At 70.8% G+C, this 11,190-nt stretch carries 11 protein-coding genes and 1 riboswitch; of the genes, 4 read left to right on the plus strand and 7 right to left on the minus strand.

Annotation, left to right across the window (positions count from 1 at the left end; translation table 11 throughout):
- Positions 1-144 precede the first annotated feature (144 nt).
- Complete coding sequence (locus AB0O00_RS13695; protein WP_363651332.1) at positions 145-1,404, plus strand: Ig-like domain-containing protein; 1,260 nt, start codon at positions 145-147, stop codon at positions 1,402-1,404.
- Positions 1,405-1,424: 20 nt separating this feature from the next.
- Here the strand turns inward: AB0O00_RS13695 and AB0O00_RS13700 are convergent, their stop codons facing one another.
- The 5 genes from AB0O00_RS13700 to AB0O00_RS13720 form a co-directional block, all read right to left on the minus strand.
- Positions 1,425-1,796: a GntR family transcriptional regulator gene (locus tag AB0O00_RS13700; RefSeq protein ID WP_363651334.1), complete on the minus strand. Its 372-nt coding sequence runs from the start codon at positions 1,794-1,796 to the stop codon at positions 1,425-1,427.
- 113 nt (positions 1,797-1,909) lie between these two features.
- Positions 1,910-3,568 carry a ubiquinol-cytochrome c reductase cytochrome b subunit gene (locus tag AB0O00_RS13705; RefSeq protein WP_363651336.1) on the minus strand — a complete coding sequence of 553 codons (1,659 nt, stop codon included), beginning with the start codon at positions 3,566-3,568 and terminating at the stop codon, positions 1,910-1,912.
- Positions 3,565-4,617 carry a Rieske 2Fe-2S domain-containing protein gene (locus AB0O00_RS13710; protein WP_363651338.1) on the minus strand — a complete coding sequence of 351 codons (1,053 nt, stop codon included), beginning with the start codon at positions 4,615-4,617 and terminating at the stop codon, positions 3,565-3,567. Before AB0O00_RS13710 ends, AB0O00_RS13705 begins: the two co-directional genes overlap by 4 nt.
- 8 nt (positions 4,618-4,625) lie before the next feature.
- On the minus strand, positions 4,626-5,435 hold the full coding sequence (locus tag AB0O00_RS13715) for a cytochrome c (protein WP_363651340.1): 810 nt from the start codon (positions 5,433-5,435) through the stop codon (positions 4,626-4,628).
- A gap of 189 nt (positions 5,436-5,624) precedes the next feature.
- Positions 5,625-6,245 carry a heme-copper oxidase subunit III gene (locus AB0O00_RS13720; RefSeq protein WP_030301107.1) on the minus strand — a complete coding sequence of 207 codons (621 nt, stop codon included), beginning with the start codon at positions 6,243-6,245 and terminating at the stop codon, positions 5,625-5,627.
- Positions 6,246-6,642: 397 nt separating this feature from the next.
- On the opposite strand from AB0O00_RS13720, the gene AB0O00_RS13725 reads away from it, so the two are divergent.
- The 3 genes from AB0O00_RS13725 (at position 6,643) to AB0O00_RS13735 (ending at position 9,930) form a co-directional block, all read left to right on the plus strand.
- Positions 6,643-7,068 carry a hypothetical protein gene (locus AB0O00_RS13725; protein WP_363651342.1) on the plus strand — a complete coding sequence of 142 codons (426 nt, stop codon included), beginning with the start codon at positions 6,643-6,645 and terminating at the stop codon, positions 7,066-7,068.
- Positions 7,069-7,183: 115 nt separating this feature from the next.
- Complete coding sequence (trpD, locus tag AB0O00_RS13730; RefSeq protein WP_363651344.1) at positions 7,184-8,260, plus strand: anthranilate phosphoribosyltransferase; 1,077 nt, start codon at positions 7,184-7,186, stop codon at positions 8,258-8,260.
- A 120-nt stretch (positions 8,261-8,380) separates the two neighbouring features.
- Positions 8,381-8,498: riboswitch (SAM riboswitch) on the plus strand.
- 52 nt (positions 8,499-8,550) lie between these two features.
- Positions 8,551-9,930: an aminotransferase class V-fold PLP-dependent enzyme gene (locus tag AB0O00_RS13735; RefSeq protein ID WP_363651345.1), complete on the plus strand. Its 1,380-nt coding sequence runs from the start codon at positions 8,551-8,553 to the stop codon at positions 9,928-9,930.
- 3 nt (positions 9,931-9,933) lie between these two features.
- Here the strand turns inward: AB0O00_RS13735 and AB0O00_RS13740 are convergent, their stop codons facing one another.
- Positions 9,934-10,215 carry an Lrp/AsnC ligand binding domain-containing protein gene (locus tag AB0O00_RS13740; protein ID WP_363651346.1) on the minus strand — a complete coding sequence of 94 codons (282 nt, stop codon included), beginning with the start codon at positions 10,213-10,215 and terminating at the stop codon, positions 9,934-9,936.
- Between the two features lie 40 nt (positions 10,216-10,255).
- Positions 10,256-11,038 carry a rhomboid family intramembrane serine protease gene (locus AB0O00_RS13745; RefSeq protein WP_363651348.1) on the minus strand — a complete coding sequence of 261 codons (783 nt, stop codon included), beginning with the start codon at positions 11,036-11,038 and terminating at the stop codon, positions 10,256-10,258.
- Between the last annotated feature and the right edge of the window lie 152 nt (positions 11,039-11,190).

Consider the following 11,190-nt stretch of genomic DNA (forward strand, 5'->3'; position numbering starts at 1 on the left):
CCTCCCGCCCGGGAGGTCCGGCCCCTGTTGCGTCCCCGGGGTGAGCCCCTCACTCACCCGGGTGAACGTGGGGTCGCTCGGATGTCGCTCCGTGGCAAGCCGTTCCTACGATCTGATCAATCGTGCGAACCCCCGGAGGCGGTCATGGCCGACAGGCGCGGAATAGCGGGTCTCGGCGGCATCTCGCTGGCCCTCGCAGTACTGACCCCGCTCGCCGCCTGCTCGGCCGGTGGTGACGACGAACCCACCGGTCCGCACAAGGTCGACGCGGCGCCGCTGGTCCACCTCTCGGCCGGGGACAAGGTCGACCCGGCCCAGTCGGTCACCGTGACCGCCGTCGACGGCAGCAGGCTGACCGACGTCACCGTGGTCGGCCCGGACGGCCGGGTGGTCGCCGGCAAGCTCGCCGACGACCAGCGCAGCTGGCAGACCACCGGCCGGCTGAAGGCCTCCGCGTCCTACACCGTCCGGATCGCCGCGGACGACGGCAAGGGCGGGCGCGGCGAGACCACCCAGGACTTCAGCACCATCGCCGCCCAGCGCCTGCTCACCGCCAAGCTCGGCCCGGACTCCTCCGGCAGCGGCCTCTACGGGGTCGGCCAGCCGCTCACCGTGCAGCTCTCCGAGGCCGTCAAGGACCCGCAGGCCCGTCAGGAGGTCGAGCAGGCCCTGACGGTCACCTCCCAGCCCGCCGTCACCGGCGCGTGGTACTGGGTGGACGACAAGAACCTGCACTTCCGTCCGGAGGAGTACTGGCCCGTCGGCACCACCGTCGGCCTGGCCTTCGACGGCACCGGCACCCGGATCTCCGACGGCCTGTACGGCGGTGACCGCAGCAGCCTGAAGCTGCGGATCGGGGAGCGGGTCGAGTCGGTGATCGACGCCGCCGCCCACGAGCTCACCCTGAAGCGCGCCGGCGAGGTGGTCAGGACCATCCCGGTGACCACCGGCAAGCCCGGCTTCGACACCCGCAACGGCGTCAAGGTGGTGCTCGGCCAGGAGCGCTCGGTGCGGATGAACGGCGAGACGATCGGCATAGCCACCGGCAGCTCGGAGGCCTACGACCTCAACGTCGAGTGGGCCACCCGGGTGACGTGGAGCGGCGAGTACGTCCACGCGGCGCCCTGGTCGGTCGGCTCGCAGGGCTACGAGAACGTCAGCCACGGCTGCACCGGCATGAGTACCGACAACGCCAAGTGGTTCTACGACAACACCCGGGTGGGGGACGTGGTGACGGTGGTCAACAGCCGCGGCGCCACGATGGAGCCGTTCGGCAACGGCTTCGGGGACTGGAACGTCTCCTGGGCGGACTGGGTCAAGCACAGCTCCCTCGGCAAGCCCCTCAGCACCACCGTCCCGACCTCGCAGGCCCCCGCCACGGGGATGATCCGCCCGGAGGTCTGAGCGGCCCCCGGAGGCCGTCCTCAGCCCTCCGGGAAGACGAGCCGCAGGGCGGTGTCCACCGCCGCCAGGGCGTCCCCGCGCGACAGCCCGAGCCGGCGCACCCGTTCGGCGTACTCGGTGGCGGCCTCGGCGGCCAGCCGGTGCGCGGTGTCGCCGGTGGCCGCGATCAGCGTGCCGCGCCGGCCGTGCGTCTCGACCACGCCGTCCGCCTCCAGCTCCCGGTACGCGCGCGCGACCGTCCCGGCGGCCAGGCCCAGCTCCTCGGCCAGCGCCCGGACGGTCGGCAGCCGCAGCCCGGCGGGCAGTTCGCCGGAACGGGCGCGCTCGGCGACCTGGGCGCGGATCTGCTCGTACGGGGGAGTGGCGGAGGCGGGGTCGACGGACAGCTGCACGGTGGGCTCCTGAGGGTGCCTGAGGGGCTGGAGGGACGGGAAAGCCCGAGGGCCGCCGACCAGAAGAACTCTGGTCAGCGGCCCTCGGGTGTGGCGCTGCGGTGCGTACGGGATCAGTGGTGGCCGTGGCCGCTGGTGATCTCGTGGTGCTCCTCGGCGGTGGGCTTGGGGATCTGGCTGCCCTCGCCGTAGAAGCCGCGGGACAGCTTGGCCCGGGTGCGGGTGAGGACGCCGGCCTTGGCGGCCACGCCGTTCTCGTCCGTCTGGGCCGGCAGCTCGACCGGCTCGTTCTGCTCGTGCGCGGTGAGCTTGAACAGGTCCTTCTGCGGCAGCTGGGCGTGCACCTCGACGAACTCACCGTGCGGCAGGCGCTTGATGACGCCGGTCTCGCGGCCGTGCAGCACCTTCTCCTTGTCGCGGCGCTGGAGGCCGAGGCACCAGCGCTTGGTGACGATGAAGGTGATGACCGGCACCACGAAGAAGCCGGTGCGCACGAAGTAGGTGATCGCGTTGAGCGACAGGTGCAGGTGGGTGGCGAACAGGTCGTTGCCACCACCGATCAGCAGGACCAGGTAGAGGCTGATCCAGGCGGCACCCAGGGCGGTGCGGACCGGGGCGTTGCGCGGGCGGTCCAGGATGTGGTGCTCGCGCTTGTCGCCGGTGATCCAGCCCTCGATGAACGGGTAGACCGCGATCGCGACCAGGACCAGCGGGAAGATCATCAGCGGGACGAACACGCCCAGGTTCAGCGTGTGGCCCCACAGGCTGATCTCCCAGCCCGGCATGACGCGGATCAGGCCCTCGGAGAAGCCCATGTACCAGTCCGGCTGGGCGTCGGTCGACACCTGGTCGGGGCGGTACGGGCCGTACGCCCAGATCGGGTTGATCGAGGCGATCGCCGAGATGGCGGCGATGATGCCGAACACCAGGAAGAAGAAGCCACCGGCCTTGGCCATGTAGACCGGCATCAGCGGCATGCCGACGACGTTCTTCTCGGTCTTGCCCGGGCCCGCCCACTGGGTGTGCTTGTGGTAGAAGACCAGGATCAGGTGCGCCACCAGCAGGCCGAGCATGATGCCCGGGATCAGCAGCACGTGGATCGTGAAGAACCGCGGGATGATGTCGGTGCCGGGGAACTCGCCCCCGTACAGGAACATCTGGATGTAGGTGCCCACCAGCGGGACGGCGAGGATCGCGCCTTCCATGAAGCGGATACCGGTACCCGACAGCAGGTCGTCCGGCAGCGAGTAGCCGAAGAAGCCGTCGAACATGCCCAGGACCAGCAGCAGGAAGCCGAAGACCCAGTTGATCTCACGCGGCTTGCGGAACGCGCCGGTGAAGAACACGCGCATCATGTGCACGAGCATGGCCGCCACGAAGACCAGGGCGGCCCAGTGGTGGATCTGGCGGATCAGCAGACCGCCGCGGACCTCGAAGCTGATGTTCACCGTCGACGCGTACGCCTCGGACATGCCGATGCCCTTGAGGGGCACGTACGAGCCGTTGTAGACGACCTCGGCCATCGACGGCTTGAAGAACAGCGTCAGGTACACGCCGGTCAGGATGATGATGATGAACGAGTAGAGGCAGATCTCGCCCAGCATGAAGGACCAGTGGTCCGGGAAGATCTTGCGCAGGTTGGACTTGGCGAGGGAGTAGATCCCCAGCCGGCCGTCCGTCCAGTCAGCCGCGGCCTCCCACTTGTTGGCGGGGTTGGCACGCGTGCTGGTGGGCTTGGCGGCACCGGAGGTGGTGCTGCTCGCGCTACTCATCGAGCACGCTCCCAGTAGCTCGGGCCGACAGGCTCGTCGAAGTCGCCGGTGGCGACCAGGTGACCCTGTTCGTCAGTGGTGATCTTCAGCTGCGGCAGGGGGTGCCCGGCCGGGCCGAAGATGACGCGCGCGCCGTCCGACAGGTCGAAGGTCGACTGGTGGCAGGGGCAGAGCGCGTGGTGGGTCTGCTGCTCGTAGAGGCTGATCGGGCAGCCGACGTGGGTGCAGATCTTCGAGTAGGCGAGGATGCCCTCGAAGCCCTTCTCCCGGGACTTGTCGTCCTTGATGTCCTCCGGCGCGATGCGCACCAGCATCAGGGCGTCCTTGGCGATGGCCTGCTGGAAGTCCTCGTCGTGGACGTGCAGACCCTCGGGCATGGCGAAGGTCAGCGAGCCGACGACGATGTCATCGGCCTTCATCGGCTGGTTGGTGCTCATGTTGATGAGCTGCAGCGGCTTGGCCGGGGTCGCCTCCTTCCAGCCCGTCTCCTTCAGCTTCTTCTCGGGCAGCGGCCCGAGGTCGCGGAGCAGGACCACGCCGGAGAGCGGGACCAGCGCCATCGAGCCGATGAGGGTGTTGCGGATCATCTTCCGGCGACCGAAGCCGGACTCGGCGGCACCGGTCTTGAACTGGTTGATGACGTCCGCGCGGACCTCTTCGTCGGCCTCGATCGGGTGACGCTCGGACGGGATCTCGACGTCCGACATCAGGGTGCGGGCCCAGTGGACCGCGCCCGCGCCGATCAGGAACAGCGCGACGCCCAGGGTCAGGCCGAGCGCGAAGTTCAGCGCGCTGACGTGACCGAGCGGGAAGATGTAGACGATCTTGTCCGGGTCGATGCCCACGTACGACGCGATGAAGCCGATGGTGGCGATCATCGAGATCACGAACATCAGCGAGACCTGGCGCTCGGCGCGCTTGGCGGCCCGCTCGTCGATGTCGGTGCGACGGGGCTCGTGGGCCGGCAGGCCCGGGTCGGCGAACGGGTCGCCGTGGTCGGCCACCTCGCCGGCGGAGCCGTGGTGCTCCGGAAGCTTCTCTTCTGACATGTCGTGGCTCATGACTTCTTGGCCTTGGTGGTGTGGGCGGCGACCCAGATCGCGACCGCGATGAGCACGCCGAGACCGAAGATCCAGCCGAACAGACCCTCGGTCACCGGACCGAGGCTGCCGAGCGTGAGACCACCGGGGTTCGGCTCATCGTTGGTGGTGTGGCGGACGAAGGCCACGATCTGCTTCTTCTGCTCCTCGGGCATGGTGGTGTCCGGGAACGACGGCATGTTCTGCGGGCCGGTCTGCATGGCCTCGTAGATGTGCTTGGCGTCCACGCCCTCCAGCGACGGCGCGTACTTGCCCTTGGTCAGGGCACCACCCTGGCCGGCGAAGTTGTGGCACTGGGCGCAGTTGGTGCGGAACAGCTCGCCGCCCTTGGAGATGTCCTCGGGGTTGGTCGAGGTGTACTGCTCCGGGAGCGGCGTGACCGGGCCGGGGCCGAGCGAGGACACGAAGGCGGAGAGCTGGTCGATCTCGCCCTGCGTGTAGATGTTCTTCTTGCGCGGGACCTGGGCGCCGGGCTGCTGGGCCGGCATGCGACCGGTGGCGACCTGGAAGTCGACGGCGGCGGAGCCGACGCCGACCAGGCTCGGACCGTCGCTGCTGCCCTGGCCGTTCAGGCCGTGGCAGGAGGAGCAGCCGACGGCGAAGAGCTTCTTACCCTCGTCGATCGCGAGCGACTGCGCGGCGACGTCGGCCTGCGCCTTGTCGGCGGGCGCGAACACGGCGTACAGCCCCCCGGTTGCCGCCAGGGCGAGAAGTAGGACGACCAGCGCCGCCAATGGGTGGCGCCGTCGTGCGGAGAGCTTTTTCACGGAATAACCCCGGTGTCAGGATCTGGTCGACTGGTGGGTGCACCCGGCTGCCGGTCTGGCCGGCACGAGGCTGCCTCTGGCTAGGGCTGCGCGCGCGGTCGGTCGGTGGGAGCGTCGGCACCGGCAGAAGCGGCCCTGCGCCGGTGAGGGCGGGGGCCGCAGCCGGTGGCCAGCGACCTGATCAGCTGGTTACTTGATCAGGTAGATGGTCGCGAACAGGCCGATCCACACGACGTCGACGAAGTGCCAGTAGTACGACACCACGATGGCGGCGGTGGCCTGCTCGTGCGTGAAGCGCTTGGCTGCGTACGTCCGTCCCAGGACCAGCAGGAAGGCGATCAGACCACCCGTCACGTGCAGACCGTGGAAGCCGGTGGTCAGGTAGAACACCGTGCCGTACGGGTCGGAGGACAGCGAGAGGCCGTCCTTCTTGACCAGCTCGGTGTACTCGAAGATCTGACCGCCGATGAAGATCGCGCCCATCACGAAGGTGATGACGAACCACGAGCGGAGCTTCTTCACGTCCCCGCGCTCGGCGGCGAACACGCCGAGCTGGCAGGTCAGCGAGGAGAGCACCAGGATCGTGGTGTTGACCGAGGAGAAGGGCACGTTGAGGGCGTGCGCCTTCTCGGTCCAGAACTCCGGCCCCTTGACGGAGCGGAGCGTGAAGTACATCGCGAAGAGGGCCGCGAAGAACATCAACTCGGAACTGAGCCAGACGATCGTTCCGACGCTGACCATGTTCGGCCGGTTGACCGATCCGTGCGCGTGCCCGGTTTCTACTGCTGTTGCTGTCGCCACGACGGACATTATGTCGGTCCCTTATTCCGTCTTCACGCCGGGGGGTGTCCCTCGGAGTGTCCGGTGCGTGAGGTATGCCCGCTTGGGGGGTGGCCGGGTGCCCGGACGGTACCTGAGCAGCGGGGTGTCCCTTTTCTGACGGTTCCTCGGAGCGCCCTTGGACCCCGTTGCCCAGCGTGTCGATGCACGGTCGGCGCAGCGCCCCGGGGTAGGGGAGCCGGCGGGCTGTCGGCCGTCCGGGTGGACTGCGCGGGTCCGGGTGACGGGGCGTCCTCCGGGCGGGTGAGCCCCGGGCGCGGCGCCTTGAGAAGGAACGCGCGCGGGAGAGGGCTCGGGCGGGGGTGATCCGGAGTAGCATCCGGGTCAGGCGAACGTGGTCCGGATCACACTTGAGGGAGCAGGGTCAATGGCGTACACGACCGATGAGACGCTCACCGTCCTCGTCTACAGCGACGACCGCAACACCCGCGAGCAGGTGCTGACGGCGCTCGGCCGCCGGCCCGCCGAGGATCTGCCCGAGCTGTCCTACCTGGAGTGCGCGACCACCCCCGCGGTGCTGCGGGCGCTGGAGAAGGGGGGCGTCGACCTCTGCGTCCTGGACGGCGAGGCGGTGCCGGCCGGCGGGCTCGGGCTCGGGCGCCAGCTGAAGGACGAGATCTACGGCTGCCCGCCGGTGCTGGTGCTGATCGGCCGGCCGCAGGACTCCTGGCTGGCCGCCTGGAGCCGGGCCGACGCGGCGATCTCGCACCCGGTGGACCCGGTCGCGCTGGCCGGGGCGGTGGCCACGCTGCTGCGGGCGCGCGTGGCCAAGCGGGCCCCCGCCACGCGTTGAGCGGTGCCGTCTCAGTACTAGAGAAGACAGGGCCGGAGGTGCCCCGCCGCTGGATAGGCTGACTCCATCCGTACGGACGTCCCCCGCGGGGGAACCGACACAGCTGGAGTCAGCCATGGTGAACGTGAACCCTGCGAACGGTGGTACCGACCCCGCGCAGGTGGTCCGCACCTGGCCGGACCTCCTGTCGGCGCTGTTGAAGGGGGAGGACCTCGACCGCTCGGCCACCGCGTGGGCGATGGACCGGATCATGAGCGGCGAGGCGTCCCCCGTCCAGGTCGCCGGGTTCATGGTGGCGCTGCGGGCCAAGGGCGAGACGGTCGACGAGATCACCGGCCTGGTGGACGCGATGTACGCGCACGCCGAGCCGCTGGACATCCCCGGCCCGGCGGTGGACATCGTCGGCACCGGCGGCGACCGCGCCAAGACCGTCAACATCTCCACCATGTCCGCGATCGTCGCGGCGGCGGCCGGCGCCAAGGTGGTCAAGCACGGCAACCGGGCGTCGTCCTCGGCCAGCGGGTCCTCGGACGTGCTGGAGAAGCTCGGCATCGCCCTGGACCTGTCGGCCCGGCGGGTGGCCGAGGTCGCCGACGAGGTCGGGCTCACCTTCTGTTTCGCGGCGAAGTTCCACCCGTCGATGCGGCACGCCGCGACCGCGCGGCGCGACCTCGGGGTGCCGACCGCGTTCAACATCCTCGGCCCGCTGACCAACCCGGCCAAGGTCACCTCGCACGCCGTCGGCTGCTTCGACACCCGGCTCGCCGGGCTGATCGCGGGCGTGCTCGCCCGGCGCGGCTCCAGCGCACTGGTGTTCCGTGGCGACGACGGCCTGGACGAGCTGACCGTCACCACGACGTCCCGGGTGTGGATCGTGCGGGACGGGATCGTCACCGAGACCGCCTTCGACCCGCGGGACGTCGGCATCGAGCTGGTCGGCATCGAGGCGCTGCGCGGGGCGGACGCCTCCTACAACGCCGAGGTGGCGCGCCGGCTGCTGGCCGGGGAGCGCGGGCCGGTGCGGGACGCCGTCCTGCTGAACACGGCGGCGGCGCTGGTGGCGCTGGAGCTGACCGACGCGCCGCTCGTCGAGCAGCTGGCGGCCGGCATGGAGCGGGCCGCGGCGGCCGTCGACTCGGGCGCGGCGCAGGAGCTGCTGCGGCGCTGGTCGGAGGCCACCAGCCGGGGCTGACAAGCGAGTTGGGGGCCCGCGGCAGGCCGTTGCCGCGGGCCTCTTCGCGCGCCTCTTCGCGTGTCCGGATGGTGGACGCCCGTTTGACCACCCGCCGGACGGGACCTACAGTCTTGGCCAGGTCATGAGTGACAGCGTCAAGCCCCAGCTTGCTGTCCGGCAACCCTCCGTCCGTGGCGGGGTGCCCTGGGTGAGGACCGGGTCGCGCGGCAATCCGTCCGCGAGGCAAGCGCGGACGCCGGACGATCAGCACTCCCGGGGTCCCTCAACCTCCGAAGGAGTGCATCCTCATGTCTGTCTCCGTTGACATCTCCGCCCCGCTCGCCGTCCTCGGCCACGACGTCCAGGTGCCGCTCGCCAACGGCGAGAAGGTCGGCTACGCGCCGCTCGACTACGCGGCCAGCTCGCCGGCACTCCAGCGGGTGTGGGACGACGTCGCCGCGTACGCCCCCTACTACGGCAGCGTGCACCGCGGCGCCGGGTACCTCTCGCAGCTGTCCACCGACCTGTTCGAGCAGAGCCGCCGGACCGTCGGCGAGTTCCTCGGCCTGCGCGAGGACGACCAGGTGGTCTTCACCCGGGCCACCACCGACTCGCTCAACCTGCTCGCCGCCGCGCTGCCCGCCGGCACCCGGGTGTTCGCGTTCGAGACCGAGCACCACGCCTCGCTGCTGCCCTGGGCCCACGCCGGGCTGGACGTCACCTACCTGCGCGCGCCGCGCTCGCACGCCGAGGCCGTCGCCGCGCTGGACGCCGCGCTCGCCGCGGCGCCCGAGGGCCCCAAGCTGCTGTGCGTCACCGGCGCCTCGAACGTCACCGGCGAGCTGTGGCCGGTCGCCGAGCTGACCGCGACCGCGCACCGGTACGGCGCCCGGGTGGTGCTGGACGCGGCGCAGCTCGCGCCGCACCACCGGGTCTCGGTGGCCGAGCTGGACGTCGACTGGATCGCCTTCTCCGGCCACAAGATCTACGCGCCGTTCGGCGCCGGGGTGCTGGCCGGCCGGGCGGACTGGCTGGACGCGGCCGAGCCCTACCTGGCCGGCGGCGGGGCGACCCGGACGGTGGCGCGGGAGGCGGACGGCTCGGTGGCCGTGCAGTGGCGCACCGGCCCGGCCCGGCACGAGGCCGGCTCGCCGAACGTCATCGGCGCCTACGCCATCGCCTCCGCCTGCCGGGCGCTGACCGAGGCCGGCTTCGACGCGCTGGAGGCCCGCGAGCGGGCGCTGATCGCCCGGCTCACGGCCGGGCTGGCGGAGATCCCGCAGGTCAAGGTGCTGAACCTGTTCGGTGCCGACTCGGCGCGGGTGGGCGTGCTCTCGTTCGTCGTCCGAGGCTGGAACAGCTCGCACTTCTCGGCGGCGCTCTCCGCCGAGTACGGCATCGGGGTGCGCGACGGGCTGTTCTGTGCGCACCCGCTGGTGCGCACGCTGCTCGGCGACGAGGACGTCGCACCGTCCGAGTGCGGTGCGCCGGAGCCGTCGCTGCCGGGTGAGCGCAGCCTGAACGCCATCCGGGTCAGCTTCGGCGCCGGGACCCCGGACGAGCACGTCGACCGCTTCCTGACCGCCGTCCGCGCGCTGGTCACGGACGGCGCGGCGTGGAACTACCGCAACGAGGACGGTCGTTGCGTGGCCACTGTGCAGATCGACAGGGGCCGTCGCGAGGGCTGAGGACTACTCGTCCAGGCCGAGCGCGAACGCGGCCTCCAGGTCGTGCTGGGAGTAGGTGCGGAAGGCGATCTGGGTCTCGGTGTGCGCGACGCCCGGGACCTTGTTCAGCCGGCCCGGGATGACGTCGGCCAGGTCGTCGTGCTTGCGCACCCGCACCATCGCGACCAGGTCGTAGCCGCCGGTCACCGAGTACACCTCGCTGACCCCGTCAATGGACGCGATGGCCTCGGCGATCTCCGGGATGCGGTCGACACTGGTCTTGATCAGGACGATGGCGGTGATCACTGTTCGGCTCCTTCGTGGGGTGGCGCCAGCGTATCGGGCGTCAGCCGGGCCGTCTCGGGGGGTGGCGGACCACGGTGCAGGCGAAGAGGAAGCCGGCGCAGAAGCCGATCACGTGGACGAGGTAGGCGACCCCGGGGCCGGCCGAGTGCACCGACCACCACTGCAGGGCGAACCAGAGGCCCAGCACCAGCCAGGCAGGGAACCGCAGCGGCAGGAAGAGCAGCAGCGGGACGAGCGTCGTGACCCGGGAGCGCGGGTGGAAGCGCAGGTAGGCGCCCAGGACGGCGGAGATCGCGCCGGAGGCTCCGATCAGGACACGGGTGGAGTCCGGGGAGTGCGCCTCGGCGAGGGCGAAGCCGTACGTCGCGAGGCTCCCGGCGGCCAGGTAGAAGAGGAGGAAGCGGGCCCGGCCGACGCGCCGTTCGACGGTGGGGCCGAAGACGTGGAGGAAGAGCAGGTTGCCGGCCAGGTGCAGCCAGCCGGCGTGCAGGAAGAGGCCGGTGAGGACGGAGACGGCCGGGCGCTTGCCCGGGGTGGGGGCGGCCGGGCAGCCGGGGACGGGGTCCGGGGCCTCGGCGAGCTGGCCGGCCGTCAGCGGGCGCCCGGCCAGCAGCTCGGCGGGGACGGCGCCCCAGCGCTGCTCGTACCGCTGCTCGGCGCAGACGCGGGCCTGCCCGGTGCCGTACAGGGGGTTGAGTCCGGCGGCCGGGCCGAGCAGGAAGACCAGCGTGTTGACCGCGATCAGGCCGTACGTGACCACCGCGGCGGGCACCACGGGGCCGCCGTCCCGCGTGTCGGTGTGGCCGGGGGCCGCGAGCGCCATGCGGCCAAGCATCCCTCCACGGGCCGACCGTGACACCGCGCTGTACGGCAGGTGGACTAGGTTCTGTACGGCGGATCTTGTGACCGTCGCATGATCGGTTCGTTGTACTGGTCATGGGGCGGGGAGATCTGAGCAAGGACGAGTGGGACCGG

Origin of the sequence: Kitasatospora sp. NPDC093558, from assembly GCF_040683475.1 — a bacterium.
GTDB lineage: Bacteria > Actinomycetota > Actinomycetes > Streptomycetales > Streptomycetaceae > Kitasatospora.

Excerpts from the sequence above, each read along its gene's own strand:
- trpD (WP_363651344.1), top strand. The coding sequence starts at position 7,184 with ATGGTGAACGTGAACCCTGCGAACGGTGGTACCGACCCCGCGCAGGTG.
- AB0O00_RS13745 (WP_363651348.1), bottom strand. The coding sequence starts at position 11,038 with ATGGCGCTCGCGGCCCCCGGCCACACCGACACGCGGGACGGCGGCCCC.
- AB0O00_RS13735 (WP_363651345.1), top strand. The coding sequence starts at position 8,551 with ATGTCTGTCTCCGTTGACATCTCCGCCCCGCTCGCCGTCCTCGGCCAC.
- AB0O00_RS13695 (WP_363651332.1), top strand. The coding sequence starts at position 145 with ATGGCCGACAGGCGCGGAATAGCGGGTCTCGGCGGCATCTCGCTGGCC.
- AB0O00_RS13710 (WP_363651338.1), bottom strand. The coding sequence starts at position 4,617 with ATGTCAGAAGAGAAGCTTCCGGAGCACCACGGCTCCGCCGGCGAGGTG.
- AB0O00_RS13725 (WP_363651342.1), top strand. The coding sequence starts at position 6,643 with ATGGCGTACACGACCGATGAGACGCTCACCGTCCTCGTCTACAGCGAC.
- AB0O00_RS13720 (WP_030301107.1), bottom strand. The coding sequence starts at position 6,245 with ATGTCCGTCGTGGCGACAGCAACAGCAGTAGAAACCGGGCACGCGCAC.
- AB0O00_RS13705 (WP_363651336.1), bottom strand. The coding sequence starts at position 3,568 with ATGAGTAGCGCGAGCAGCACCACCTCCGGTGCCGCCAAGCCCACCAGC.